Annotated in this window: 24 protein-coding genes and 1 riboswitch; of the genes, 15 read left to right on the forward strand and 9 right to left on the reverse strand. The window is 67.7% G+C overall.

Translation table 11 applies throughout. The features are described from left to right. Nucleotides 1-22: 22 nt before the first annotated feature. The 4 genes from qcrB to ctaE all read right to left on the reverse strand — a co-directional run bounded on the left by qcrB (nucleotide 23) and on the right by ctaE (nucleotide 4481). Nucleotides 23-1636, reverse strand: a complete 1614-nt coding sequence (gene qcrB, locus ACWDSI_RS11605) for a cytochrome bc1 complex cytochrome b subunit (RefSeq protein WP_449747164.1) — start codon at nucleotides 1634-1636, stop codon at nucleotides 23-25. Continuing rightward, nucleotides 1633-2793, reverse strand: coding sequence for a cytochrome bc1 complex Rieske iron-sulfur subunit (gene qcrA / locus ACWDSI_RS11610; RefSeq protein ID WP_449747163.1), 1161 nt, complete (start codon nucleotides 2791-2793; stop codon nucleotides 1633-1635). The genes qcrB and qcrA overlap by 4 nt, the downstream gene beginning before the upstream one ends. After that, entirely contained in the window at nucleotides 2790-3761 is a 972-nt protein-coding gene (gene qcrC, locus ACWDSI_RS11615; protein WP_449747162.1) for a cytochrome bc1 complex diheme cytochrome c subunit, read from the reverse strand. The genes qcrA and qcrC overlap by 4 nt, the downstream gene beginning before the upstream one ends. A gap of 105 nt (nucleotides 3762-3866) precedes the next feature. Then, nucleotides 3867-4481 carry an aa3-type cytochrome oxidase subunit III gene (gene ctaE, locus ACWDSI_RS11620; protein ID WP_449747161.1) on the reverse strand — a complete coding sequence of 205 codons (615 nt, stop codon included), beginning with the start codon at nucleotides 4479-4481 and terminating at the stop codon, nucleotides 3867-3869. Nucleotides 4482-4692: 211 nt separating this feature from the next. On the opposite strand from ctaE, the gene ACWDSI_RS11625 reads away from it, so the two are divergent. Together ACWDSI_RS11625 and trpD are read left to right on the forward strand one after the other, a co-directional pair. After that, nucleotides 4693-5217, forward strand: coding sequence for a hypothetical protein (locus ACWDSI_RS11625; protein ID WP_449747160.1), 525 nt, complete (start codon nucleotides 4693-4695; stop codon nucleotides 5215-5217). 52 nt (nucleotides 5218-5269) lie between these two features. Next, nucleotides 5270-6334 carry an anthranilate phosphoribosyltransferase gene (gene trpD, locus ACWDSI_RS11630; RefSeq protein ID WP_449756620.1) on the forward strand — a complete coding sequence of 355 codons (1065 nt, stop codon included), beginning with the start codon at nucleotides 5270-5272 and terminating at the stop codon, nucleotides 6332-6334. Nucleotides 6335-6354: 20 nt separating this feature from the next. Here the strand turns inward: trpD and ACWDSI_RS11635 are convergent, their stop codons facing one another. Both ACWDSI_RS11635 and ACWDSI_RS11640 read right to left on the reverse strand, forming a co-directional pair. Next, complete coding sequence (locus ACWDSI_RS11635; RefSeq protein ID WP_449747158.1) at nucleotides 6355-6633, reverse strand: Lrp/AsnC family transcriptional regulator; 279 nt, start codon at nucleotides 6631-6633, stop codon at nucleotides 6355-6357. Continuing rightward, nucleotides 6630-8408 carry a DEDD exonuclease domain-containing protein gene (locus ACWDSI_RS11640; protein WP_449756621.1) on the reverse strand — a complete coding sequence of 593 codons (1779 nt, stop codon included), beginning with the start codon at nucleotides 8406-8408 and terminating at the stop codon, nucleotides 6630-6632. Before ACWDSI_RS11640 ends, ACWDSI_RS11635 begins: the two co-directional genes overlap by 4 nt. 388 nt (nucleotides 8409-8796) lie before the next feature. Between ACWDSI_RS11640 and ACWDSI_RS11645 the strand changes: the two genes are divergently transcribed. The 5 genes from ACWDSI_RS11645 (at nucleotide 8797) to ACWDSI_RS11665 (ending at nucleotide 13811) form a co-directional block, all read left to right on the forward strand. After that, complete coding sequence (locus ACWDSI_RS11645; protein ID WP_449747156.1) at nucleotides 8797-8970, forward strand: hypothetical protein; 174 nt, start codon at nucleotides 8797-8799, stop codon at nucleotides 8968-8970. Nucleotides 8971-9086: 116 nt separating this feature from the next. Beyond that, nucleotides 9087-9270: riboswitch (cyclic di-AMP (ydaO/yuaA leader) on the forward strand. A gap of 17 nt (nucleotides 9271-9287) precedes the next feature. Continuing rightward, nucleotides 9288-9974 carry a C40 family peptidase gene (locus tag ACWDSI_RS11650; RefSeq protein ID WP_449747155.1) on the forward strand — a complete coding sequence of 229 codons (687 nt, stop codon included), beginning with the start codon at nucleotides 9288-9290 and terminating at the stop codon, nucleotides 9972-9974. A gap of 216 nt (nucleotides 9975-10190) precedes the next feature. Then, complete coding sequence (locus ACWDSI_RS11655; protein ID WP_449747247.1) at nucleotides 10191-11216, forward strand: NlpC/P60 family protein; 1026 nt, start codon at nucleotides 10191-10193, stop codon at nucleotides 11214-11216. Between the two features lie 142 nt (nucleotides 11217-11358). Then, nucleotides 11359-12678 carry a hypothetical protein gene (locus ACWDSI_RS11660; protein ID WP_449747154.1) on the forward strand — a complete coding sequence of 440 codons (1320 nt, stop codon included), beginning with the start codon at nucleotides 11359-11361 and terminating at the stop codon, nucleotides 12676-12678. A gap of 8 nt (nucleotides 12679-12686) precedes the next feature. Further along, complete coding sequence (locus ACWDSI_RS11665; RefSeq protein ID WP_449747153.1) at nucleotides 12687-13811, forward strand: glycosyltransferase family 4 protein; 1125 nt, start codon at nucleotides 12687-12689, stop codon at nucleotides 13809-13811. 73 nt (nucleotides 13812-13884) lie between these two features. On the opposite strand, the gene ACWDSI_RS11670 is transcribed toward ACWDSI_RS11665, so the two are convergent. Beyond that, on the reverse strand, nucleotides 13885-15507 hold the full coding sequence (locus tag ACWDSI_RS11670) for a DUF222 domain-containing protein (protein WP_449747152.1): 1623 nt from the start codon (nucleotides 15505-15507) through the stop codon (nucleotides 13885-13887). Between the two features lie 339 nt (nucleotides 15508-15846). Further along, nucleotides 15847-17667, reverse strand: a complete 1821-nt coding sequence (locus ACWDSI_RS11675; protein ID WP_449747151.1) for an AMP-dependent synthetase/ligase — start codon at nucleotides 17665-17667, stop codon at nucleotides 15847-15849. A gap of 146 nt (nucleotides 17668-17813) precedes the next feature. On the opposite strand from ACWDSI_RS11675, the gene ACWDSI_RS11680 reads away from it, so the two are divergent. From ACWDSI_RS11680 to ACWDSI_RS11705, 6 genes are all read left to right on the forward strand, one after another. Continuing rightward, entirely contained in the window at nucleotides 17814-18224 is a 411-nt protein-coding gene (locus tag ACWDSI_RS11680) for a hypothetical protein (RefSeq protein WP_449747150.1), read from the forward strand. Next, nucleotides 18224-18661, forward strand: coding sequence for an SRPBCC family protein (locus ACWDSI_RS11685; protein WP_449747149.1), 438 nt, complete (start codon nucleotides 18224-18226; stop codon nucleotides 18659-18661). Before ACWDSI_RS11680 ends, ACWDSI_RS11685 begins: the two co-directional genes overlap by 1 nt. Nucleotides 18662-18714: 53 nt before the next feature. After that, a complete protein-coding gene (locus tag ACWDSI_RS11690; RefSeq protein ID WP_449747148.1) occupies nucleotides 18715-19857 on the forward strand; it encodes an ArsA family ATPase in 1143 nt (380 codons plus the stop codon). A gap of 23 nt (nucleotides 19858-19880) precedes the next feature. Continuing rightward, nucleotides 19881-20369, forward strand: coding sequence for a hypothetical protein (locus ACWDSI_RS11695; RefSeq protein ID WP_449747147.1), 489 nt, complete (start codon nucleotides 19881-19883; stop codon nucleotides 20367-20369). After that, nucleotides 20369-21340, forward strand: a complete 972-nt coding sequence (locus ACWDSI_RS11700) for an ROK family protein (RefSeq protein ID WP_449747146.1) — start codon at nucleotides 20369-20371, stop codon at nucleotides 21338-21340. The genes ACWDSI_RS11695 and ACWDSI_RS11700 overlap by 1 nt, the downstream gene beginning before the upstream one ends. Before the next feature lie 146 nt (nucleotides 21341-21486). Further along, complete coding sequence (locus ACWDSI_RS11705; protein WP_449747145.1) at nucleotides 21487-22239, forward strand: lysophospholipid acyltransferase family protein; 753 nt, start codon at nucleotides 21487-21489, stop codon at nucleotides 22237-22239. A 37-nt stretch (nucleotides 22240-22276) separates the two neighbouring features. On the opposite strand, the gene ACWDSI_RS11710 is transcribed toward ACWDSI_RS11705, so the two are convergent. Then, a complete protein-coding gene (locus tag ACWDSI_RS11710; protein ID WP_449756622.1) occupies nucleotides 22277-23620 on the reverse strand; it encodes a glycosyltransferase 87 family protein in 1344 nt (447 codons plus the stop codon). A 41-nt stretch (nucleotides 23621-23661) separates the two neighbouring features. Between ACWDSI_RS11710 and ACWDSI_RS11715 the strand changes: the two genes are divergently transcribed. Both ACWDSI_RS11715 and ACWDSI_RS11720 read left to right on the forward strand, forming a co-directional pair. Continuing rightward, entirely contained in the window at nucleotides 23662-24165 is a 504-nt protein-coding gene (locus ACWDSI_RS11715; RefSeq protein WP_449747143.1) for a polyadenylate-specific 3'-exoribonuclease AS, read from the forward strand. 100 nt (nucleotides 24166-24265) lie between these two features. After that, nucleotides 24266-25705, forward strand: a complete 1440-nt coding sequence (locus ACWDSI_RS11720; protein ID WP_449747246.1) for a class II 3-deoxy-7-phosphoheptulonate synthase — start codon at nucleotides 24266-24268, stop codon at nucleotides 25703-25705. The last annotated feature ends 60 nt before the right edge of the window (nucleotides 25706-25765 follow it).

The following is a 25765-nucleotide window of genomic DNA, read 5'->3' on the forward strand; positions in this document are numbered from 1 at the left end:
TGTGTCTCGCCCGCGGGTGCGGCTACTCGAGCGGGTTGCCGCCCTTCGCCTGCAGTTCGCGCAACGCCTTCTGTTCGGCGAGTTCGTTCTCGTGCTCGACGTCCACGTTGCGTCGCTGCTCCTCCGGCGGATCGGCCAGCAGAATGGAGCCGGTGCCGGGCGCACCCGACGATCCGAGCTTGTTCATCCGCTTCGGCAGTGCTGCACCCTCGTAGGGCAGCGGAATCGGGTGGCCATGATCGTCGACAGGTCCGAGGGGCTGGTGCACCTCGATGTACTCGCCCTGCGGCAGCCGCTTGATGATGCCGGTCTCGATGCCGTGCTCGAGCACCATCCGATCGCTGCGCTGCAACGCCAGTGCCCAGCGGTAGGCGATGAAGTACGCGATCGGCGGCACGATGATCAGGCCGATACGGCCCATCCACGTGGTCGCGTTGAGCGAGATGTGGAACTTGAGCGCGATGATGTCGTTCATGCAGCTCAACGTCAGGATGATGTAGAAGGACAACGCCATCGCGCCGATCGCGGTGCGCACCGGGGTGTCACGCGGCCGCTGCAGCAGGTTGTGATGGGCGTCGTCGCCGGTGAGGCTCTTCTCGATCCACGGGTAGGCGAACATCACCACGAACATGATCGTGATGATCACGACCACCCAGAAGATCGCGGGAATCGTGTAATGACCCAGGTACAGCTCCCAGGCGGGCATCAGACGCGCCAAACCGTCGGTCCACATCATGTAGATGTCGGGCTGGGAGCCCGCCGACACGTGCGCGGGGTTGTAGGGCCCGAGCACCCAGACCGGGTTGATCTGGAAGATGCCGGCCATGATGGCCAGGATGCCGGCGGTCAGGGCGAACATCGCACCACCCTTGGCAGCGAAGACCGGCATGATGCGGACGCCGACAACGTTCTTCTCGGTGCGTCCCGGGCCGGGGAACTGGGTGTGCTTCTGGTACCAGACCAGCGCGAGGTGTGCGCCGATGAGCGCCAGGATGATGCCCGGGAACAACAGGATGTGCAGCACGTACAGGCGCGGGATGATGATGTCGCCGGGGAACTGGCCGCCGAACAGCGCCCAGTGAATCCAGGTGCCCACCAACGGGATTCCGAGCACGATGCCACTCATGGCCGCGCGGACGCCGGTACCCGAGAGCAGGTCGTCGGGCAGCGAGTAGCCGAAGAAGCCCTCGAACATCGCCAGGATCAGCAGCAGGCAGCCGATGATCCAGTTGGCCTCACGCGGGCGACGGAACGCACCGGTGAAGAAGATGCGCGCCATGTGGATGATGATCGACGCCGCGAACAGCAGTGCCGCCCAGTGGTGCACCTGACGGACGAACAGGCCGCCACGGACCTCGAACGAGATGTTCAGGGTGGTCTCGTACGCCCGCGTCATCATGACGCCGTTGAGTGGCTGGTAGGCGCCGTGGTAGGTGACCTCCGACATCGACGGGTCGAAGAAGAAGGTCAGGTAGACGCCCGAGATCAGCAGGATGACGAAGCTGTAGAGGGCGACCTCACCGAGCATGAACGACCAGTGGCTGGGGAAGACCTTGTTGATCTGCCGCCGCATACCCGACGCGAGGTGATAGCGGCTGTCCATCTCCTCGGCCTGCTTCGCGAGACGATTGCTCATGACTTGCGCTCCCAGAATGCCGGTCCGACGGGTTCGATGAAGTCGCCCGCGGCGACCATGTATCCCTGATCATTCACCGTGAGCGGCAGTTGTGCCAGGGCACGCGCGGCCGGGCCGAAGACCGGCTTGGCGTATTCGAGTGCGTTGAACTGCGACTGGTGGCAGGGGCAGAGGATGCGGTTGGTGCGCTGCTCGTAGAGCGACGTCGGGCAGCCGAGGTGGCTGCACACCTTGGTGTAGGCGTAGTAGTCGCCGTAGTTGAAGCTCTCCTGGCCGCGACGCTTGATCACGTGAGCGCCGTCCTCGGGCCGCAGGCGGATCAGCATCACGGGGTTGGAGACGTAGCGCAATCCCCAGATCAGGCGTTCCCGGGACTCCTCGGTCTCACCGAATCCGTCGGACACACGCCACGGGAACACCGTTTCCATCGCGCCCGAATCGAGGTCTTCGGGTCGCACCAGCGCCACCTGCAGCGGGTTGCCGGTGTCGCGGCGCAGGAAGACCGTCTCGTTGGGTTGGGACTTCGGGTTGTAGATCGGCGACCAGCCGGTGTGCCACAGCGGGGCGTCCTCGCGTTTGGCCCACGGGTTCTTGATGAACCCGCCGAGTCCGGCGACGAGGCCGGTGACCGCGAGGGCGCCGAAACTGAACAACGCGGAGCCGATCAGCATCTTGCGGCGACCCAGCGTCGACGAGGTACCCGAGTCGGTGAGCTCGGCGACGATGGTCTTCTTGTCGAGTTCGGTCGAGCCGGGGCCGTCGTGACGGTCCTGCACCGAGATCTCCGACGGGATGAACTTCTTGGTGATCAGCACCAGAGCGATGCCGATCGACAGGATCGACAGGCCGAATGTCACGCCCAGCAAGGGGGTGTACAGCGTGTACCACCAGTAGCCGGCGGTGCCGGGCATGGCGAAGTGCCAGTGATCCCACAGGAAGATGACGAAACAGGCGATCGCCGAGATTCCCGAGATCGTGAACCAGAGGGCGACCTGGCGCTCCGCGCGCTTCTCGACCTTGGTACCCGGCTCGGGGAAACGCTCGCCGCGGTGGATGATCTCCACGCCGTCGAGGTTGGTGCCGAGCTTGACCAGTTCGTCGTTGCTCATCTGGTCCAGCTCGTCAGGCGACGGGGTGTCCTTACCGCTGGCGCTCATGCTCGTGATCCCATCCACATCGCGGCGGCGACGACCGCCACAACTCCGACAAACCACATCACCATGCCCTCGCTGACGGGGCCGAACCCGCCGAGGCTGAATCCGCCCTGCGGCTTCGACTCGGTGACGTACTTGATGAATCCGATGATGTCCTTCTTCTCGTCGACGGAGAGCTGACGATTGGAGAACTTCGGCATGTTCTGCGGGCCGGTGAGCATGGCCGTGTAGATCTGCTGCTCTTCGACGTGACTCAGGGTCGGGGCGTACTTGCCCGACGACAGCGCGCCACCACGACCGGTGAAGTTGTGGCACGACGCGCAGTTGAGCCGGAACAGTTCGCTACCGCGCCCGAGGTTCTCGCCGCGCAGCGACGACTGCGCGAGCACCGGGAGGACCACGGCCTTCATGCTTCCGTCGGGCTGGCGCTGCATCACCGTCTCGGTCTTGCGGGTGCCGTCGGCGTTGCGCTCGTAATACGGGCGCGGGCCGCCGCCCATCGACTGCACGTAGGCGCCGAGCTGGTCGATCTGCGTCATGTTGAACTTTGCCGGCTTGCGCTGTGCCTGCGCTTCACCGCGGGCTGCGGGCATGCGGCCCGTGGACACCTGGAAGTACACGGCGGCGTCGCCGACCCCGATCAGCGACGGTCCGCGGTCGGGCACACCCTGCAGATTGGCGCCGTGACAGGTGATGCAGGAGCTCTCGTAGAGCTTCTTGCCGTCCTGGATCAGCGCGGCGTCGCTGGTGTCGGCAACCGCTACCTGCGGCTTGGGCGTCAACACCGATGCGATGACGCCGGCCGACAGCAGGCCGGCGAGCAGGAGGAGTGCGCCGCTGGCGCGTCGGCGCAACTTTCGGCGGGCCTTGGCCTTCCGGGCGGCGGCGGCACTCGGCCGGTTCGACGTGACCACGTCGGCCTGACCGGCATCCTCGTCGCTATCCGACGGTCGCGGTGGAGATGAACTCATCTTGGTCTCTCTACTAAGCGGACGGACTCTGTGCTGTGTCTTGGGGCGGCTGCGTCTCGAGCGTCAGCGGTGCCCGCGTCTGGTCAGTGTGTCGTCACGGTCGCGTCACCGGATGAAGTAGATCGTGACGAACAGGGCGATCCAGACGATGTCGACGAAGTGCCAGTAATACGAGACGACGATCGCCGCGGTGGCCTGGTTCGGCGTGAACTTGGCCAGCTTGGTGCGGATCAGCAGGAAGATGAAGGCCATCAGTCCGCCGATCACGTGCAGACCGTGGAAGCCGGTTGCCATGTAGAACACCGACCCGTAGGCGCTCGACGAGAGCGTGGTGCCCTCGTGGACCAGGTGGTAGTACTCGTACGCCTGGCCGCAGACGAAGAAGGCGCCCATGAAGAACGTGAGCAGGTACCAGCGGCGCAGCCCGAAGACGTCACCGCGTTCGGCGGCGAACACCCCCATCTGGCAGGTCACCGACGACAGGATGAGCACGGTGGTGACGGGAATCGCCAGCTTGAGGTTCAGCTCGGTGGGCTCCGGCGGCCAGCCGGCGGGTCCGGCGTTCGCGCGTGCGACGAAGTACATCGCGAAGAGTCCCGCGAAGAACATCAGCTCACTGGACAGCCACACGATCGTGCCGACGCTCACCATGTTGGGACGGTTCAGCGAGTGCACGCGCGAGGTGATGGCTGTTCCTGAGGTACCTACAGCGCTAGTCACAGGTTGAAGTATGACGGTTCGTAGTACGCGGTGACCACTCGGGTCGAATATTCGCGGGAACTATTTCTCTTCGCGCAGGTAGACGACGCCGGTGGGCGGGTTCCGGCGTGTTGCCCGAGCGGGTACGGGCCCGGTTTCGGACGGTGGAAGGTTCTCAGGTTCGAGGGTGCGCACGCGGGCGGGCCGCGACCGATGGTGGTTTGCTCGGTTCATGGCTGCGGGTGAACACGGCGGGCAGGGTGCGGGCGCCTACGACGTGAACGGCCGGCCGGTACCGCCACGACGGTGGGATCGGTTGCGGCGCGCGGTGACCGGGGGTCAGCGCGCATCCGACGAAACGCTGACGCCCGACGATGCGGCGCTCATCGTGGTGGCCGAGTCCGCCGACGACGCGCTGGCCTCGTCGGCGGCGCTCGACGGCTCGATGTGGCGACCCGACGCGCAGTCGGTGGTGCGCCACCTGCTCGCCCTGCCCGACGCCGGGGTGGACGCGGCGGCGACGTTGGCCGCGCTCGACGGATACCGACCGGTCGCCGGTCCCGACAGCGGAGTCCCCGGCGAGGGCGGATTGTCGGGGTTGCGTGCGCCCGCGGGCACGACGGTGGTGGTGTTCGCGCGGGTGCAGCTGGTCGACGCCGTGCACCTGTCACAGGAGCGCTCGCGGATGGCCAGCCTGGCCTCACGCCATGGCGGCGTCGCCCTCGGGTGGCAGATCCTGCAACATCGTGGCGGATGACGGACTGCTCCCGGGGAGGTTCGTCGCACCGGCCCCACTAAGGTGGCAAGGCGTGAGCAGCACGCAGACTTTCACCTGGCCGCAGATCCTCGGTCTGGTCACCGACGGCGTCGACCTCTCCGACGAGCAGGCCCGCTGGGCGATGAACGAGATCATGACCGACAGCGCCACTGCCGCGCAGATCGCGGCCTTCGGTGTCGGCGTCAAGATGAAGGGCGCCGCCCCGGCCGAGTTGTCGGGTCTGGCGCAGGCCATGATCGAGCACGCCACCCTCGTCGACGTGTCCCGGCCCGCGGTCGACATCGTCGGTACCGGCGGCGACCGGTCGCACACGGTGAACATTTCCACGATGACCTCGATCGTGGTGGCGGCCACCGGCATCGCCGTGGTCAAACACGGCAACCGCGCGGCATCGTCGAAGAGCGGTGGCGCCGACGTGCTCGAGGCGCTCGGCGTCACCATCACGCTCGGGGCGGCCGACGTGGCGCGCTGTGTGGACCAGATCGGCATCGGTTTCTGCTTCGCCCCGGTCTTTCATCCGGCCTTCCGGTTCACCGGCCCGCCGCGTCAGCAGATCGGCATTCCGACGGTGTTCAACGTGCTCGGACCGCTGACGAATCCGGCGCAACCCCGACACGGCCTCATCGGGTGCGCATTCGCCGACCTCGCCCCGGTGCTCGCCCGGGCCTTCGCCGACCGGGACAGCTCGGTGCTGGTGGTGCGCGGCGACGACGGTCTCGACGAGTTGACCACCACCACCACGTCGACGGTGTGGCAGGTGGTGGGAGGTGAGGTGCGGACGCTGACGGTGGACCCGGCAGCACTCGGCATCGACTACGTCGAACTCTCGGCACTGCAGGGCGGTGATGCGACGGTCAACGCGGCGATCGCGCGCGACCTGCTGGCCGGCACCACCGGTCCGGTACGCGATGCGGTGCTGCTCAACGCCGCCGGTGCGATCGTCGCCACCGAGCAGACCGGCCCGACCGATGACGCCGGCATGCACGCCATGTTGCGTTCGGGCATGGCCCGCGCGGCCGACGCGATCGACTCCGGCGCCGCGGCGGCGCTGCTGGATCGCTGGGTCGCGCTGTCGGGGGCACTCGCGCGCGCCTGACCCGTCATCGGTTGCTGTCTCTACTCCTCGCCGATGGAGAATCCGCCCTCCACGGTGGAACTGGAGTAGCTCCGGAACGCGATGTGGGTGGCGCTGTGGCGCACCCCGGGCAGTCGATTGATCCGGCCGGTCACCACCTCGGCGATCTGTTCATGATCGCGCACCCGGATCTTCGCGATCAGGTCGACGTCGCCGGCGCACGAATACACCTCTTCGACACCGGGAATGTCGGCGACGGCCTGCGCGGTTTCCGGGATCTGATGGACGTCGGCGTCGATCAGGACGATGGCGGTGATCATGGCCGCAAGCCTAGTGGGCGGGCGGGCACCGCGGTTCGCGACTCACGGGCCTCCCGGGCCGTCTGCGACCACTCGAGTCTGCGCTGTGCGGAGCGGGCGGGTAGCGCGAACGCGTCGGTGGCCGACACGATCCGCGACCCGGTGTCGGTCACCCACCGGTAGAGGAGCGCGGCCTCCTCGGCGGGCGCGCCCAGCAGCGGACCGGCGTCGGCGGCAACCACGGTTTCCGCGGACGCCACCAGGATGTCGACGACGGGCATCGGCGCCACACCGCGGGCAGCGACACCGGCCGCGGCCAGGCGGCCGTGGCGGATCACCGCGATCTCCCATCCTCCCGAGTCGTTGCCGCGGGCCACCACCAGCTGCGCGATCGAGCACAAGGCGGTCAGGCGTTGGCAGCGGGCAAGGTTGTCGATCGTTGCCGCCACCCGGTCGCGGTGGCGGGCCGCGGTCTCGAACATGTGCGCCGCGGAGAGCCGTTCGAGGCGACCGGTGAGCGTGTCGAGCAGGTCGTCGCGCTGCCCGGTGAGGAGGTCGACGGTGGCGGTGACGCGTGGCAGGTAGTCGGGCACGGTCTGGGGACGGGTGTCGGCGGCCGCGCAACCGCCGACCGGTGATCCGCCGTCCTCGGGTGTGCGACACCAATGATGCGTCGCCGAACCGGAGAGTCGGGTGGTGCAGGTCCGCAGACCCGCTGCGCGGGAGATGGTGTCGGCGATGGCCGTGGCGGTGGTGCGGTTGGGCACCGGCCCGAGACTGACGTCGCCGGGGGAGCGGGTGACGCGCAGCCGGGGGAACCGTTCGGCGCTCACCGTCACCCACCAGCCCCGGCAGGGCTGGGTGGACCGCTTGTTGTAGGCGGGGGCGTGGGCGGAGAGCAGCCGCAGCTCACGCACACCGGCCTCCAGCGCGTGGGCGCATTCGACGTAGTCGACGCCGGTGGCGAGCATCACCATCTCGCCGATGCGTCGGCGTGGGTCGGCCCCGGTGAAATAGCTGCGCACTCGGCGCCGCAGATCGGTGGCGGTGCCGACGTAGAGAACCTCGCCGGACGGCCCCCGGAACAGGTAGACACCGGGCCGGGCGGGCAGGTGATCGGCGAGGTGACGTTTGGCACGCAGGCGTGGGTCGGTCCGGGGCAGATAGCGCGTGAGTTCGCGATAACTCTGGATTCCCTGATTGCCCACCCGCTCGAGCAGGTGGTGGAACACCTCGACGGTGGCACGCGCATCATCGAGTGCGCGGTGGGTGGGGCGCACGGAGACGTCGAAGAGGTCGGCGAGCGCCGACAGCCGCACCGTTGGTGCCTCCTCGCGCGACAGGATGCGTCGCGCCATCGTCACCGTGCACAGCGTGGCGGTGAACGGCCAGTCCAGATGGAGCCGCAGCGCGTTCTGGCGCAAGAAGGTCATGTCGAATCGCGCGTTGTGGGCCACCAGGATCGAGCCGCGCGCGAACTCGATGAACGAGGGCAGCACCTGCGCGATCGGCGGGGCCGCGAACACCATGGCCTCGGTGATGCCGGTGAGCGACACGATCTGCGGGGGGATCGACCGCTCCGGGTCGACGAGCGTGGCGAATTCGCCGATCACCTCACCCCCACGGATCTTGACCGCGCCGATCTCGGTGATCCGATCATCGGTTGCGCTGCCGCCGGTGGTCTCGAGGTCGACGACGACCAGTGTTGTCTCGAACAGGGAGCGGTCGGAGAAGTCGTCGGCGACGCCATCGTCGGCGAGATCGGTGAAGGAGAGTTGATGGCCCGAGACTGTCACACCGCGAACGTTAGTTCGATGGGACGACAGTTCTGTCGAGCGACGCCCGTGACGGATGGTTCCGGCGGTTACGGCCGGTGCCGTCGTTGTGGGCCTCACTCGGCGCGTAACGGTTTTGTCGGTGCCGGTGCCTAGTGTGCGTCTCGAACGCAGATCGACCGAACTGAGTCGTCTCCGGACCAGAAGTCGCCTCGGACGAGTAGGGGAAGCCGCCCGATACGACGCGAGGAAACACTCCGACCCGACGGCCGACCACAAATGAGATGGAGATCACATGTTGCACATCGACTGCACGACTTGTCCCGGTCGTCACAAGGCCTGTGCGGGCTGCATGATGAACGTGCTCTTTACCGGTCCCAACTGCGAAAACGCACCCAGGGACGGGGTCGTGACCGAGGTGGCCGCCCCCGCCGACCCCGACGCCGAAATACTCGCGGCGATCGATGTGTTCGCCGCGTCTGCAATGGCGTCGAGTTCTGCTGCACGATCCGCAAGAAGTGGTATCCGCACAGGTCAGAACACCGCCGGGCGACTCGGTCCGCGTGCGTTGCGGGTGAGCTGACGCGACACGGTTTTTTCGGATCGTGTCCCCTAGTGGACAGACACGCATCCGATTTCGTAACCTTTCCGAGACCTTTGCGGAGCGTCCCGCTCCAACAGGAGTGGTTCGCAACGGTCACCGCTCAATCGCCGAAGCCCAAATGGCAACGGCGAACCGGGGAACCACACTTTTTCGGCGCAATCCGAATCGGGGTGAGTCGCGCTCTCCATGCGGGTGTTTGCACCTGCAACGACGCGCGTAGGGCCATTTCTTCCGGCCCGAATCCGACAGCTAACCCGGTCGGCGGTCGAGGGAGAAGACAAAGGAGAACACGCTTCGTGGCCAAACATCGTTTGGAACAGCCCGACCGCGGCAAGGTTGCCAAGAAGGCGGTGATCGCCGGATCGATCACGCTCGGTTCGCTCGCCGCCGCCGCCGCAGGTCCGGCCCTGGCCGCCCCGGTCCACGTGCCCAATCTCGGGAATTTCGAGCTGCCCGGTGTCGACACCAAGCAGATCCCACAGCAGTTCCAGCCCGCCGCGAAGCCGGTTGCCAAGCCCGCGCCCGCTGCCACCGTCGAGATCCCCAACCTCGGCAAGTTCAGCGTCCCGGGCATCAGCGACGGCCAGGTACCGCAGCAGTTCAAGCCCAAGGGCGGCCCGTCGCTGCTGGCCCCCGTGCTCACCGCAGGCCAGAAGGCAGTGAAGGCGGCGGAGAGCAAGATCGGTGCTCCTTACTCCTACGGGTCGGCCGGTCCGAATGCCTTCGACTGCTCTGGACTCGTCTACTGGTCCTACAAGCAGGCCGGACGCACCATTCCGCGCGACAGCTACGGTCAGCTCGGCGGCGGACGCGCGGTGACACTCGCCGATGCGCAGCCCGGCGACGTGCTCATCTTCAATGGCGGAAGCCACGCGGGCCTCTACATCGGCAACGGGCAGTTCATCCACGCCTCCACCTACGGTGTGCCCGTCAAGAAAGATGTGGTCAAGAACTGGGAGCTCACCGGAATCCGGCGTTACTGAGCGTCGCGAAGCCAGCAGAGTATGAGGTCGGGCGGGTCGCGCACACACGCGTGATCCGCCCGAACCGGTCACCGGACGTGCCCACCCCCGTAGGGTGGTCGGCACTGCCGCGGCACACCGCGGGTCCGGCGACCGAAAGCGGTTAGGAGTAGGAACACCGTGGTTTCGGTACCTTTCGGGTCGGGTTCGGCCGCGTCGACGCGGATGCGACCTGCGATGTTCGTCATCGCGCTCCTCGTTGCGCTTCTCGCGGTCACCCAACTCGGCGCGATCACGGGTGCGCCACGCGCGACCGCGGAACCCACCCGCACCGCCGACCAGCTATTGGCCCGCTACACCCAACTCAGCACCGACGCCGAGAAGTCGGCCGAGGCCATGCACAACGCGCAGATCGAGTACGACAAGCAGCGGGGGATCGTCGCCGCGGCCCGCAAGGCGTCCGCCGATGCGCAGGGCAAGCTCGACACGTCTCGCGTGACGCTCGACCGCTACCAGAAGCGGGTCGACACGATCGTGCGCGCGAGCTATAAGGGTGCACGCGTCAACCGGTTGTACGCGGTGCTGGTGAGCGACTCGCCGCAGTCGTTGCTCGACCAGATGTCGGGCCTCGAGATGATCTCGCGCCGCGCCGCAGCCGATCTGAAGGGGCTCAAGCGAGCCCGCGCCGAGACCGCGGTCGCCAAGAACGACGCCGACCGCACCGCTGCCGCGGCCACGGTGGCCGTTTCCGCCGCCGAGCGGGTTCGTGGCGACCTGCAGGCCAAGCAGGCCGATCTCCAACTCCAGGCCGTCCAGGTGCGCGCGATCTATCAGACGATGACCGGCAAACAACTCGCCGAATTGCGTGGACCGAAGTTCGATTTCGACCCCCGCTTCATCCCGAAGGGCACTGCGGCGTCCCTGGTGGCGGTCCAGGCGGCCATCACCCGGATCGGAGACCCTTACGTGTGGGGTGCGACGGGCCCGGATTCCTTCGACTGCTCGGGACTGATGGTGTGGGCCTACCGGCAGGCAGGCAAAACCCTTCCCCGCTCGAGTGAGGCACAGATGGCCTCGGGTACACCGGTCGATCGCAACAACCTCAAGCCCGGCGACCTGATCATCTACTATTCCGACGCCCACCACGTCGGCATGTACGTCGGCGACGGCTACGTCATCCATGCCTCCACGTTCGGGGTGCCGGTGAAGGTGGTTCCGATCGACCAGGCCGGGCCATACGCGGCGGCACGCCGTTACGCCTGACCCGCGGCCGCGCGCTGTGTGTGCCGCACGCCGCAGCATCGGTCGATTCCTGGTGTGCCTGACCCTGGGCTCTGCGGTCGCCGGTAGCACCCTCTCATGTTCGTCTCCGCCCACGTCCACGTCGGGCACGTCGGGCACGTCGGTGGCCACCACGACCACCAATCCGAACGTCTACCTGCAACAACGCGCCGAGGGTGTGCAACGGCTGCTCGACGACCTGACCCGCGACATCCGATCCGGCGATCAGGCGGCACTGCGTGCCCTGTTCGACGCGGGCGCGGATCGTGCATTCGTGGCGCGGTTCACGGTGGCCGCCGACAACCTCTCGGCCGACGCGTCGCGGGGCGGCAGCACGTCCTCGTCGTCGTCCGCGAGTAGCGCCGATGCGCGGGGCGGGGCATTGAAGCTGCGCGACTTCGCCTACCGGCTCGCGCCCACGGAAGAGGCCGAGATCCAGGTGCCGCCGGAGGTGGCCGGTCGGCTGGATGCGGCGGGCAGTACCGATACGTGGGTGGCGCCGGTGGAGTTGCACTACGCCCTCGGCGGGGCGGCGCTTCCGGGTGTCGACGAGCCGGACGTGGTCGTCGACACCCAACTGATCGTCGCTCGTTACGACAGCGGGGAGGGTGACACCTGGCGACTTGTCGGCGATCAGCGCCTGCTGAGCGAACCGGTGCCCGATCCGCAGCTCTGGGAGCTGCCCGGGCTCGCCGCCACCGACGTGTTGACCGGCGGCGGGGTGTCGGTGGTGGCGTCGTATCCGGGGACGGCGCAGACCGTCACACGTGTCCGCGGCCTACTCCCGGGCGCGGTGTCGGCCGTGACCGCCTTCTGGGGCACCGAGTGGCCACGCCGTGCGGTGGTGGTGGCCACCGCAGAGCCCGCCGAGTTCGGTGTGGCCGGCAGCAGTACGACCGATACGCAAGCGGCCGCTGCGGCCACCACATTCGGCACCGTCGACCGAGGCGTGGCGTCGGGTCAGCGGATCGTGCTGACGCCGTCTGCGCGGGACCTGGCGTCGCCGGTGCTCGGTGTGGTGGTGCGCCACGAGCTGACACATGTCGCGACTCGTACGGTCACAGCGGCGGATGCGCCGATGTGGATGACGGAGGGTCTCGCGGAGTACGTGGGCCGCAAGGGCACCTACGTTCGGCTCGAGGATGCCGCGCCCGATCTGGCCGCCGCGGTACGCGCGGGCGGTCCACCGCGGCAGTTGCCGACGAATGAGCAGTTCGCGGTGTCGGGACCGGAATCGGCCCTGGCCTACCAGTCCGCGTGGTCGCTGGCCGCTTTCGTCGCCGACCGATACGGTGAGGTCCGACTGAAGGCGCTCTACCGCGGGGTCGCCGCCTCGGGTGTTGTCGCCCGTCAGGACGTCGCCATCTCGACGGCGCTGGGCGTCACGCGTGCGCAACTTGTGGCGTCCTGGCAGCGGTGGCTCACCGAACAAGTGCCCGGATGAGGAGATAAGTGCATCGAACCCTATTGGTGACCAACGACTTTCCGCCGCGTGCCGGCGGCATCCAGGAGTATCTGCAGAACCTGGTCGAGTTGCTGCCCGCCGACGACATCGTGGTGTATGCGCCGCGCTGGCGCGGGCGGAGTCACGTCGAGTTCGACGCGCACGTTCCCTACCGGGTGTATCGGCACCCGACCACCCTGATGCTGCCCACTCCGTTCGTGGCCCGTCGTGCGGCCGAGATCGTTCGCGCCGAGAAGATCGACACCGTGTGGTTCGGTGCGGCGGCACCACTGGCCGTGCTGGCACCGCACCTACGCCGCGCGGGTGCCCACCGCGTCATCGCCAGCACGCACGGACACGAGGTGGGCTGGTCGATGTTGCCGGTGGCCCGAAATGTCTTGCGTTACATCGGCAACCACACCGATGCCATCACCTACGTCAGCAAGTACACGCGCGGCCGGTTCGCCTCGGCATTCGGTCGTGACGCTGCGTTGGAGTATCTGCCACCGGGCGTCGACACCCGACGGTTCGTTCCCGACGCCGCGGCGCGCGCGAGAGTGCGCGAGCAGTTGGGGCTGGGGGATCGGCCGACCATCGCGTGCGTGTCGCGGCTGGTGCCGCGCAAAGGGCAGGACATGTTGATCCGCGCGCTCCCGCTGATCCGGCGCGAGATCCCCGACGCGGCGCTGGTCATCGTCGGCGGCGGACCGTATGCGAAGAAGCTCCATCAGCTCGCCGCCGACGAAGGAGTTGCCGAGCACGTGATCTTCACGGGTTCGGTTCCCGCCGAAGAGCTCCCGAGTTATCACAACGTCGGTGACGTTTTCGCGATGCCGTCGCGCACCCGGGGCGGCGGACTCGACGTGGAGGGATTCGGGATCGTTTACCTGGAGGCATCCGCGTCGGGTGTGCCGGTGGTTGCGGGTAGGTCCGGAGGTGCACCGGAAACGGTGCAGGAAGGTGTCACCGGCACCGTTGTCGACGGCACCGACGTCGCTGCCATCGCACTGGCGATCCTCGGCATCCTCGGAGACAGAGCGGCCGCGGCGCGCATGGGCGCGGCAGGCCGGCGCTTCACCGAGGATCACTGGCAGTGGGGGCACATGGCCGCGCGGTTGCGGCAGTTGCTGTAGCTGCGGCAGTTTGGGGTAGCCCGCGGATCTCACTCGCCAACCGTCCGCGGTGATCCGACCCGCCGCGTGCGAGCTAGAAGGGCGGGTCGCCACCCGCGTTGTTGCGCTTGCGGTTTCGGTGTCGCTCGGCACGCCGACGGGCATGTTTGTTCGCGGCCCGGGTGCCGGATCGGCGGGCCGGGTTGCTGGGGGCGGGGTCGTCGGGGTGGCGATCCCGACGCCGTCGGCGGCGGGGTGGTGGTTCGGGTGGTTCGAAGCGGATGCCGCGCAGGCCCGGGAAGAGGTCTTCGAGGGTTTCGGCATCCGCAGGGATGACAAATCCCTCGGGAGTGATGAACTCGGTGACCAGGCGCCCATTGCTGTCGCGGTACTGGTCGTCGGTCCACTCTCCGAACGTCTTATGCAGATGACCCGTTCGGCACTTGGCGTTGAGATTGTCCGCGACGGTGGTGCCGCCGTCAGCCGGATCGTGGTGGTTGTACTCCTCGACGTGATCGAGGTCGGCCCGCCACGCGGAGTACTCGCAACCGGGTTCGGAGCAGTAGCCGTCGCGGCAGCGGACGTACGTGTCGAGTGCGTTCGACGGGTGATACGGGTCCGCGGGCTGATGGGCCGGTAGGACGACGGTGCCGTCCGGACCCGGGTGCGCGTCAGGTGGCACCAGTGGTGCGATGATCGCACCGGGCCGCGCCGCCAGGTCGCGCACGTGGGTGTCGCCGATGATGCCGTGGCCGTCGAGGAAGCCGGTGAGTGCTTCCACGTCGATCGTCGCCGGGGCGGTGCCGGGCGTGCTGGGGATGTCTGGGGTGTGGGTGTCCGGGGTGGCGGTGAGCGTGGCTTCGCTGCAGACCACGTGGATGACGATTTCGGGGTCGGCCGGCGGGATGGTGGCGGGGTCGGGAATGGTTGCGGCGCAGTTGTCTTGGCCGCACTGACATTCGAAACGAGTTCCCGACAGCAGCGCGAACATGGCGTCGGAGGCGCGTTGCGGACGTGTGCGGCCGTCGTGGTCGCAGGCGGCGTCGGCGAGCGCGTGAACGCCCGCTGCGGCGATGCGGATGTTCTCGGCTGTCATCACTCCGGTGATCTCGCCGACGCCGTCGCCCAAGTTCTCCGTCCACATGCCACGTTTGTCCAGGGCCTCGCGGCGACGTTCCCGGACGCAATGGGGGTCGGCTCGGAAGACTATGCGGTCGGCCATGTCACGCAGCCGGGCCCGGGTCCACGCGCCCTTCTTCCCACGGAGGGTGGCCGCGATGGCCCCGTCGACGACGGGCATCAACGCATTGCGTTCCTCGATCAGATCGGTGCGGGCGATGATCAGGCGGGCCTGCTCGTCGGTGACGAGACCGTCACGCAGACAATCGAACACCTCGGGGAGGCGATCGCGCAGTGCGACCGCGTCGCCGAGCATCGATTCCGCGCGGCGACGGGGGAGCGCATAGAGTTTCGCGATGCGTGCGGCGGCGTCGGCGAATCCGTCGACAATCAGGCCGTCGCCGATCTCGCGGGCGGCGACCAGCCGGTCGTAGAGGACTGCGACGATCCGGTAGCGCGCCCATGCGAGGTACGACTCGCCGCGACGGATGGCGTCGAGGCTGCCGAGCAGCGACACCATCTCGTCCTCGTCGGGGTAGGCCGGGTCCACCCCACCGAGAAACTCGGTGGGTAACACGGACCACGACGATGCTGACATCCGGTGACGCTCCTATCGCACAGAGGGAAGGGATTTGACCCTGCTCTGTGGCGGGCACGCACGATGTTCGGTTGTTGCGGCCATCGCCGGATTCTGGTCACGTCATCGGAGATGGAGGGCACGTGCCTCGACCGGAAGGATCACGGACCGGTGCCCTTCGACCGACTCCACCCGAAACGGACCAAATCCGAAACGGACCAAATCCGAAACGGACCAACCCGAAACGGACCAAACCCGAGACGGGGGCGTCGATCGATCGTGGTTTCACCGTAAACCGTGCCACCGACAAATCGCGGCGCCGCAGCTCACGGCGCCGCAGCGCATGCGGACCGCCGCGTGTTACTTGCCGTAGATCGCGGCGATGTCGTGGGCGTACTTGTCGACCACGACGTTGCGCTTCACCTTGAGTGTCGGTGTCATCTCACCGCTCTCCTCGGAGAAGTCCGACGGCAGGATGCGGAACTTCTTGATCGCCTCGGCGTGCGACACCGTCTTGTTGGCCTCGTCGACCGCCGCCTGGATCTCGGCGCGCAGGTCGGGGTCGTCGGCCAGATCGGAGACCGTTGCGTCGGCGGGCTTGCCGGTGCTCTGCTTCCAGCCGGGGAAGGCCTCCGGGTCGATCGTGATCAGCGCACCGATGAAGGGCTTCTGATCGCCGACCACCACCGCCTGCGACACCAGTGGGGTGGCGCGCATGATGTCCTCGAGGCCCGACGGTGAGACGTTCTTGCCTCCCGCGGTGACGATCAGTTCCTTCTTGCGGCCGGTGATGGTGATGAACCCGTCGGCATCCACCTTGCCCAGGTCGCCGGTGTGGAACCAACCCTCCTCCAGTGCCGTTGCGGTGGCCTCCGGGTTGTTCCAGTACTCCTTGAACACGACGCCGCCGTGCAGGAGCACCTCGCCGTCGTCTGCGACACGAACCTCGTTGCCCGGCAACGGTTTACCGACAGTGCCAACGCGCGACGCACCGGGTACGTTGACGCTGAACGCGGCCGTGGTCTCGGTGAGTCCGTATCCCTCGTAGACGGGGATGCCCACGCCGTTGAAGTAGTGGCCGAGGAAGGCGCCCAGCGGCGCGCCGCCGGAGATGGCCAGCTCGCACTGGCCGCCCAGTGCGGCCCTGAGTTTGCTGAACACCAACACATCGAAGATCTTGTGCCGCACCTTGAGAAACGGGCCGACGCGACCGCTTTCGGTCGCCTTGGAGTAGGCGACGGCGGCCTGGGTGGCCTCGTGGAAGATCCGCGCCTTGAGGCCGCCGCCCTTGCGGGCGCTCTGGTGTGCGCTGTTGTACACCTTCTCGAACACGCGCGGCACCGAGAGGATGAGTGACGGCTGGAAATTGCCGAACGTGGCCACGATGTTCTTGGTGTCGGAGGTGAAGCCCACCTCGACGCCGGCCTCGATCGCGACCAAGGTGATCGCGCGGGCCAGCACGTGTGCCAGAGGCAGGAACATCAACAGCCGCTTCTCCGGTCCGAGCAGAGTCCGGAGGTTGCTCTCCAGAACGCCTCGTACCTCGGAGAGCATGTTGGCGTGCGTCAGTTCGCACCCCTTGGGCAAACCGGTGGTCCCGGAGGTGTAGATCAGCGTGGCCGGATACTCCGAGTGGAGTGTCATGCGGCGCTTGTGAACCTCGTCGTCGTCGACCTCGGCGCCGGCGGCGGTCAGTGCGGCCATGATGCCGGGACCGTTCTCCTCGTCGATCTGGAAGACCTGGACGGGGCCGGGCAGCGAGTCGAGACTGTCGAAGGCGACGCGGTGCTTGGCGTCCTCGACGATGATCGCGACAGCGCCCGAGTCGCGCATGATCCAATCGATCTGAGGTGCAGACGAGGAGTCGTAGATGGGCACGGTGGTGGCCCCGGCGCTCCAGATGGCGAAGTCGAGCAGGCACCACTCCAGGCGAGTGCTCGAGAGCAGTGCCACGCGGTCGCCCGGTGCGATCCCCGAGGCGATCAGTCCCTTGGCCAGTGCCGTGACCTTGGCCGCTGCCTCGTCGGCGCGAACCGGAACCCATTCGCCGCGTTCCTCACGCCGGAACACGGTCTTGCCCGGTGTGCGCTCGGCGATCCCGAACAGGATGTCGGTGCAATTCTCATCGGGTCCGACGGTGAACGCGGCGGGCGCGCTGAACTCACTTTGGATGGCACTCATATGCTGCAGGAACCTTTCGCCACCGGGGCACTGTCGATGTGTCGTTTTTGATCGTATCGCTGCGCGTCATCGACTCGAAATCGTCCGTCTGCGCAGGCCCGCGGAAGCGGGGTGCGCAGGTCTCTACCCGGCTTTGGGGCGAGTATGTGAAGCTAAGTGTTGTGACGAGCATCCAGGTGGCCGACGAGACGTTCGTTGCCGCCGCCCCAGAACTCGCGGCCACCGCGCTCGACGACCGTGGCCGGTGGCGACACTGGTGGCCCGACCTGCGACTCACGGTCACCGCCGACCGTGGTGCGCAGGGAGTGCGGTGGACCGTGGCCGGACCCGTCGCGGGCACGATGGAGATCTGGTGCGAACCCGTCATGGACGGTTTCGTGCTGCACTACTTCCTCCACGGCGAACCGGCGGGCGCGGTTGCCGGTGGGGATCTCGTCGCGCTGAATCACCGGTACCGGGTGCTGGGTAAGCGCATGTCCTTCGAGATCAAGGATCGACTCGAATCCGGTCGCAGTGTCGGTGATCCGGCGGTCACCGCCGCAGGTGTGGACGGCTGATGGCCGACTACACCGAACGGTCCATCGTGATCGGTGCCGACGCTGACGAGATCATGTCGGTGATCGCCGATTTCGAGAACTACCCGGCGTGGGTGACGGCTGCGCGCGAGGTCGAGGTGACCGAGAAGGATTCAACCGGGCGCGCCCGCGAGGTGCGGTTCGTGCTCGATGCCGGGGTTCTGCAGGACACCTATGTGCTCCGCTATGACTGGGGCGCGATCGGCGACGAGGTTTCCTGGGAGCTGGTCTCCAGCGATCTGCAGAAGGACCAGCGCGGACGGTACCTGCTCAGCCAGCAGGTCCCCGGATCGACGAAGGTCACCTATCAATTGATGGTGGATCTGATGGTGCCCATGATCGGCCAGCTCAAACGACGTGCCGAGAAGGCGATCACCGACGCCGCGCTCAACGACCTCAAGAAGAGGGTCGAAGGCTGATCGATCTCACCCCCATCCACGTCGTTCTCGGGCCGGGCGGCGCCGGTGTGTCGATGATCGCGGCCGCGGGCGCGGTGCTTCGACCACGGGGCCGGTCGCGTGATGTCGGCGTGGGGGACGAGCGGCGGCACACCCTGCTCATCACCGTCGACCGCTGGACTCCGGTGCCGGAGATCCTCGGGGTGTTTCGCGCGCCCGGTGAGGCGATCGCGGTCTCGAACCATCTGCACCTGTTGTGCCTGGATCGGCTGGACCTGACCACCCGGTCCTGGTCGGCGTTCACCGCATTGCTCGTCGACGCGTCGAGCCGCTCGAAGATGTCACCACCCGCACTGGACACGGTGGCCGGGATCGACGCGGCCGAGGTCGTCGCCCTGCCCGGAATCGACGACTTCCTACTCATGCGACGCATCCGCGACGAGGCGGTGAGCGGACGCTGGCATCGTATCGTCGTCGACCTGTCGGGGGTCGGTGACCCATACGCGGTCCTCGACGCGGGATCGGTGCTGCGCCAGGCGCTGAATCGGCTGTGGCCGCGACACCGGCGGCTCTCCGCGGCGGCCGAACGTCCGGCCATGGCGCAGTTGACGGCGGCTCTCGACGCGATCGACCGGGACTGTGCCGATGTGACCGAATTGCTCACCGACGCCACCGCGGTCGCGGTCCACCTGGTGGTCGGTGCCGACGATCGCGGCGCGCGTCTGCTGCCCGAGCACCTCGCGACCATCGATCTGCTCGGTCTGCCACTGACCGCGGTGCACGTCAACGAGGGCGTGTCAGCCGTGCCCCGCGAGATCGGAGCGGAGGCGGTGGTGGCCGACCCCGCGGTGACGGTGCGGCGCATCACCCGGTCGGTCGAACCGCTGGACAGGGCCGCCCGATTGCGGAAACTCGCAGTGGCGCTGGGGGATCCGAACGGATGTGCGCGGGGGACCGCGGCGGCGGAGGTCACCGCCCGGCCCGCCGACCATGCCGACCCGGTGTACGAACTCGCCTGGTCGCAACGCCTGCCTCGTCCCGACGAACTGATGCTGGGACGCTCCGGTGACGACCTGTTGGTGACCGTGAGCGGCGTACGGCACTGCCTGGGATTGCCGTCAGTGCTGCGTCGCTGCGTCGTGGTGGATGCGTCGTGGGACGGTGGCCGCCTCCATGTGTTGTTCCGGCCGGACCCGGCGGTCTGGCCTCGTCGGTGACCGACCGGGTACCGTGTGCGGGCATGACCGACGATCGCAACGAGCGCGGCCGCGGCACCGATCCGACGGGCGAGGACGGCGCGGCGCCGGGCGGCGATCCCGTGCGTGAGTTCATCCTCGGTATCGCGGCCCAGATCGATCAGCTCGCCTCGCTCATCGGCGGTGGCGTTCGCGGCTTCGAGACGGGCCGGGCACCCGGCGGGTCCACCGGTGCGGGTGCAGGCGGCGGTGCGGGTGCCGGCGGCGCGAGTGCCGCGACACTCCTCGACGCCGCAGGTGAGATCTCATCGTTGCTCGGTGAGATCGGCGACCTGCTCGCGCGGCTGATCGCCGCACTGATCGCCGTCCTCGAAGCGGTGGCCAAGGCGCTGCGAGCCACTCCGGCCCCTTCGTCCCCACCCCCGCGGAATTATCAACCGATCGCGGTGCGACTCGGACCCGGCACCTCATCGACCCCGCAGTCACCCACCGTGCCCGGTCCGCGTGTGCGTGCACCTGAAGGTGAAAAGTAATGGGGGACTTGACTATCGGTATCGACGTCGGCGGCACCAGCGTGCGGGCGTCGGTGGTCGACGATCGGGGCGCCATGCTCGACACGCTGCGTGCGGCCACGCCGCCCACCGCGGCGGCGCTCGAACACTGTCTCGAGCGGCTCATCGGCGAACTCACCTCACGGTGGGCGGCGCGGGCGGTGGGACTGGCGGTGGCGGGCTTTCTCACCCCGGACCGTCAGGTCGTCCGGTTCGCCCCGCACCTTCCGTGGCGGGAGGCCAGGGTGGGCGAGGAGATGACCGCACGCGTCGGGATCCCGGTGATCACCGAGCACGACGCGAACGCCGCCGCCGTTGCCGAACACCGCTTCGGCGCGGCAGCCCGCGGGCACAACTCCCTCGTACTGGCCATCGGCACCGGGATCGGTGCCGGGCTGCTCATCGACGGCGCACTCTATCGCGGCAGCTTCGGGGTGGCCCCCGAACTGGGCCACCTGACGGTGGTGCCCGACGGTAGGCCGTGTTCGTGCGGCAAGCGCGGGTGCTGGGAAAGGTATTGCAGCGGAACGGCACTCGTCGACACCGTGGTGGAACTCCTCGCCGATGCCGACTGGGGCAGAAGCCAGCTGGCCGCCGACGTGGCCGGCGATCCAGGGTCCCTGACCGGTCGACGCGTGGCCGGGGCCGCAGCCGACGGTGATCCGGTTGCCATCGCCGCTTTCGCCGCGTTCGCCGCCTCACTCGGACAGGGCCTGGCGATGATCGCCGACATCTTCGATCCTGATCTGATCGTGCTCGCCGGCGGCGTGGGTGCCGCGTCGGGGCTGTTCCTCGACGAGGCCCGCGAACATTACGCACGCTCGGTCACCGGTGCCGGCCACCGGCAGCTCGCGAGGATTCGCGGCACCCAGCTCGGAGAGAACGCGGGCGTGATCGGGGCCGCCGAGGTGGCCCGCGTGTCACTGGCCGAGCGCGGCGCCGCGCTCGCGTAGCGGGGTGCGCTCGGGCCGCGAGTGTGAGGACCGGCGCGGGTGATGGCATGACGGATGCACAGGCGGGTGAGTAAAGTTCACTCCCAAAGACGTGTCGCGCATTTCCGTGCGGCGGCGGTGTGAGTGGCGTAACGGAGTGAATGTCGATGTGGTACTACACCTTCAAGTACGTGTTGCTGGGTCCCCTGCTGCGTCTGCTGGGCCGTCCCACGGTCGAAGGCCTGGAGAACATCCCTGATCGGGGCCCGGCCATTCTCGCCAGCAACCACCTTGCCGTGATGGACAGCTTCTTCCTGCCGCTGATGGTGCCGCGGCGCATCTACTTCCTGGCCAAGAGCGAGTACTTCAACGGCACCGGGATGCGCGGCGGATTCCAACGTTGGTTCTATACGGCCGTCGGCCAGATCCCCATCGACCGTTCCGGGGCGGAGGCCGCCGCGGGTGCGCTCACCGCCGCCCGACGACAGCTGGAGAAGGGCGACCTGATGGGCATGTACCCGGAGGGCACCCGCTCGCCCGACGGCAGGCTCTACAAGGGCAAGACCGGCCTGGCGCGTGTTGCGCTGGACACGGGCGTCCCCGTGATTCCGGTGGCGATGATCGGGACGAATACGTTCAACCCGCCGGGCACCGTGTTCCCCCGTCCGACCAAGGTGACCGTGCGCATCGGCAAGCCGCTGAACTTCGCACGCTACGAGGGTATGCAGGGCAACCGGTTCATCGAGCGCGCCATCACCGACGAGATCATGTACGAGCTCATGCAATTGTCCGGTCAGCAGTACGTCGACATCTACGCCGCGAGCCTGAAGGAATCCAAGTCCCGGGAGCCGGGGGACGCGGAGTCGGGGGCCGGGGAGTCCGGAAAGCCGGATGCGCCCGAGTCCGCCTCCGCCGCGTGAGGTCGACCAGCCGCCGTCGGATGACGGGACCGGTCGTTCAGGCCGAGTGACTCCCGGCGAGTTCTCTATCGGCATTCGCTGCCCGGGATGTGCGCTCACCGTGCAACGGCAGCCGCCAGAGAACGACGAGAACCGCCACGCCCCAGATCGAATAGGCGTTGCCGAGCACATGGTCGAGAAGGGACCAGTGGCGGACCGCCGGTGACAGGAATTGGAATGGTCCGATCGCGAAGATGAGCACACCGGTCACCACGAGGGTCAAATAGGCGATCTGGGCGGCGCGTGCCGTCGAGCGCATCGCGACCACAGCGCACGCCAGGATGAGCGGGATGGACCACACCCAGTGGTGCGCCCACGACGTGGGGGACACCAGCAGACCCCACACGGCCACCGCGCAGGTCGCCAGGACGGCGTTCACCCGGTCACGCGGCCCGGCACCGGGCGCGAACGAGGTGGCGGGTCGGCAGGCGAACACCGCGGCGGCCGCGAGCGCCGTGGCCGCCAGTGAACTGAGTACCCAGGCGAGCTGTTCGGCGCCGACGGAGTCGGGGAGGATGCGGATCCACATCGCATTCAGATTCTGATTGATGCGACCGGCGGGGTCCCCGATGCGGGTGGTGTGGAAGAGCGTGTGCGTCCAGTAGCCGAGAGAATCGCCGGGCAGCCAGATCCAGGCGAGCGCCCCGGCAAGCAGGAACGTGGCCCCCGCGGTGAGGGCGGCGCGCCACCGGCGTGCGGACGCGAACACCGCGATGAACACCAGCGGGGTGAGCTTGATCGACGCCGCGAGCCCGACGAGCACCCCCTGGGCGGGCGCCAGGTGGCGCAACCGGCCGCGCCCCACCAGGAACACGTCGACGATGATCATCGCCAACAGGATGATGTTGATCTGCCCGAAACCCAGGGTCATCCAGACCGGGTTGAACCACAGTGCGCCGGTGGTGACCGCCAGCGCCATCCACCACCGGTTGGCCGCGATCCCGACCCCGAGCAGGGTGAGAGTGATGTGCACGACGACCACGAGCAGCGCGATGCTCAGGATCGAGATCAGGACGCCCGCCACGGCCAGCGTCATCGCACCCAGCGGGACAAAGGTGAGCGCGGCGAACGGGGGATAGGTGAACGGCAGCCAGATCCCGTCGGCGGTGAACGGCATCGATCCGTCGGCGTAGAGGCTCTGACCCTGCTGCCAGATCTGCGCACCGAGCCGGTAGACGTCCAGATCGATCCGGGTGCGGGTACCGAAACTGGAGGTGAACGGCACCCCGACGATCTGCAGCGCCGCCGATGCCACGAACGCGACCGCGATCAGCGCGCCGACCCGCCGCGACGGCGACCATCGACGCAGTCGCTCATCTGCGGCGCTGAGGAATGTGCGCATGGGTCGCTTTCACTTCTGCTGGGTGACGAATACTTACCAGTATGCGTTTCTTCTACGACTCGGAGTTTATCGAGGACGGCCGGACGATCGAGCTCATATCGATCGGTGTCGTCGCTGAGGACGGTCGAGAATACTACGCGGTGTCGAGCGAATTCGATCCCTCGCGGGCCGGCGACTGGGTGCGTGCCAACGTGCTGCCCAAGCTGCCGTCGCCGTCGTCGCCGCTGTGGCGGTCACGACGCCGCATCCGCGAGGACCTGCTGGAGTTCTTCACCGCCGAGGGCAATGACGTCGAACTGTGGGCGTGGGTGGGTGCCTACGATCACGTGGTGCTCTGCCAATTGTGGGGGCCGATGACGGCGTTGCCACGGGCCATTCCCCGCTTCACGCGGGAACTCAAACAGCACTGGGAGGCAGCCGGCCGGCCCGCACTGCCACCCGCGCCCGCCGACGCCCACGACGCGCTCAGCGATGCCCGGCACAACGCGCGTCGCTGGCGGGCCATCGAGGCGTCCGGACGCCCGGAGGGTACGGACTCGCCCTGACGTGGCGCGATCTCGCCGAATACTGCGGGCCACTCCCGCCGGTTCCGTGCGAGGGTGCGGTGCCAAGGGTGCGAACACCCTCACCTACCCTGGTCTGGTGGTGACGAACTGGACCGTGGACGTTCCGATCGACGAGCTGCCCACCCTGCCCCCGCTGCCCGGTGACCTCGAGCAACGATTCGTCGATGCGATGAGCCGTCCGGCCTTGCAGCAACCGAGCTGGCCGGCCGAGGAAGCCCGCAAGATGCGCACGGTGCTCGAGAGTGTGCCGCCCATCTGCATGCCCGCCGAGGTCGAGGCGCTGTCGACGCAACTCGCCGACGTCGCCGAGGGCCGGGCGTTCCTGCTGCAGGGCGGTGATTGTGCGGAGACATTCGCCGACAACACCGAACCGCACATCAAGGGCAACATCCGAACCCTGCTGCAGATGGCGGTGGTGCTCACCTACGGCGCGAGCATGCCGGTGGTCAAGGTGGCCCGGATCGCCGGACAGTACGCCAAGCCGCGCTCGGCCGACATCGATGCACTGGGACTGCCGTCCTACCGCGGCGACATGGTGAACGGTTTTCCCGCCGAAGAGGCGGTGCGCGCGCACGATCCCTCGCGATTGGTGCGCGCGTATGCGAACGCCGCCGCCGCGATGAACCTGGTGCGCGCACTGACCAGCTCGGAGGCCGATTTACGCCGCGTCCACGACTGGAACCGCGAGTTCGTGCGCATTTCACCCGCCGGTGCCCGCTACGAGGCGCTCGCGGCGGAGATCGACCGCGGACTGCGATTCATGGACGCGTGCGGCGTCACCGACTCGAGCCTGGCCTCGGCGGCGATCTTCGCCTCACACGAAGCCCTCGTACTCGACTACGAGCGCGCGATGCTGCGTCTGGCCGCCGATCCCCGCACCAACGCGAATCCACCGGTCGGTCCGCGGTCGTCCGCGGGCCCCGATGAGGACCGGAAGGTGCTCTACGACCTGTCGGCGCACTTCCTTTGGATCGGTGAACGCACCCGGCAGCTCGACGGCGCCCACATCGCGTTCGCCGAACTCGTGCGCAACCCCATCGGCGTCAAGATCGGACCCACCACCACCCCGGAGCAGGCCGTCGAGTATGTGCAGCGCCTCGACCCCCACAACGAACCGGGCCGGTTGACACTCATCGCCCGCATGGGTCAGCAGAAGGTGCGCGAGGTACTGCCCGGCATCGTCTCGGCCGTGGAGGCCACCGGCCACAAGGTGATCTGGCAATCCGACCCCATGCACGGCAACACCCACTCGTCGCCGTCGGGTTTCAAGACGCGAGACTTCGACCGCATCGTCGACGAGGTACAGGGATTCTTCGAGGTCCATCGCGCGCTGGGCACCCATCCCGGCGGCATCCACATCGAGCTCACCGGCGAGAACGTCACCGAATGTCTCGGCGGGGCACAGGACATCTCCGACCTCGACCTCGCCGGCCGCTACGAGACCGCCTGCGATCCCCGGCTGAACACCCAGCAGTCACTGGAACTGGCGTTCCTGGTGGCCGAGATGCTGCGTGGTTGATCCCGCCTTCGGCGGGGGCGGTTGATCCCGCCTCCGGCCGGGGTGGTTGATTCCGCCTTC

The organism is Gordonia sp. NPDC003429 (assembly GCF_053588575.1).

What these genes read in the sequence shown, in the direction of transcription:
- ACWDSI_RS11625 (WP_449747160.1), top strand. Translation starts at nt 4,693, where the DNA reads ATGGCTGCGGGTGAACACGGCGGGCAGGGTGCGGGCGCCTACGACGTG.
- ACWDSI_RS11715 (WP_449747143.1), top strand. Translation starts at nt 23,662, where the DNA reads ATGCGTTTCTTCTACGACTCGGAGTTTATCGAGGACGGCCGGACGATC.
- ACWDSI_RS11655 (WP_449747247.1), top strand. Translation starts at nt 10,191, where the DNA reads ATGTTCGTCATCGCGCTCCTCGTTGCGCTTCTCGCGGTCACCCAACTC.
- ACWDSI_RS11670 (WP_449747152.1), bottom strand. Translation starts at nt 15,507, where the DNA reads ATGTCAGCATCGTCGTGGTCCGTGTTACCCACCGAGTTTCTCGGTGGG.
- ACWDSI_RS11635 (WP_449747158.1), bottom strand. Translation starts at nt 6,633, where the DNA reads ATGATCACCGCCATCGTCCTGATCGACGCCGACGTCCATCAGATCCCG.
- ACWDSI_RS11690 (WP_449747148.1), top strand. Translation starts at nt 18,715, where the DNA reads ATGATCGCGGCCGCGGGCGCGGTGCTTCGACCACGGGGCCGGTCGCGT.
- ACWDSI_RS11685 (WP_449747149.1), top strand. Translation starts at nt 18,224, where the DNA reads ATGGCCGACTACACCGAACGGTCCATCGTGATCGGTGCCGACGCTGAC.
- ACWDSI_RS11705 (WP_449747145.1), top strand. Translation starts at nt 21,487, where the DNA reads ATGTGGTACTACACCTTCAAGTACGTGTTGCTGGGTCCCCTGCTGCGT.
- ACWDSI_RS11700 (WP_449747146.1), top strand. Translation starts at nt 20,369, where the DNA reads ATGGGGGACTTGACTATCGGTATCGACGTCGGCGGCACCAGCGTGCGG.
- ACWDSI_RS11710 (WP_449756622.1), bottom strand. Translation starts at nt 23,620, where the DNA reads ATGCGCACATTCCTCAGCGCCGCAGATGAGCGACTGCGTCGATGGTCG.
- ACWDSI_RS11695 (WP_449747147.1), top strand. Translation starts at nt 19,881, where the DNA reads ATGACCGACGATCGCAACGAGCGCGGCCGCGGCACCGATCCGACGGGC.
- qcrC (WP_449747162.1), bottom strand. Translation starts at nt 3,761, where the DNA reads ATGAGTTCATCTCCACCGCGACCGTCGGATAGCGACGAGGATGCCGGT.
- ACWDSI_RS11675 (WP_449747151.1), bottom strand. Translation starts at nt 17,667, where the DNA reads ATGAGTGCCATCCAAAGTGAGTTCAGCGCGCCCGCCGCGTTCACCGTC.
- qcrB (WP_449747164.1), bottom strand. Translation starts at nt 1,636, where the DNA reads ATGAGCAATCGTCTCGCGAAGCAGGCCGAGGAGATGGACAGCCGCTAT.
- qcrA (WP_449747163.1), bottom strand. Translation starts at nt 2,793, where the DNA reads ATGAGCGCCAGCGGTAAGGACACCCCGTCGCCTGACGAGCTGGACCAG.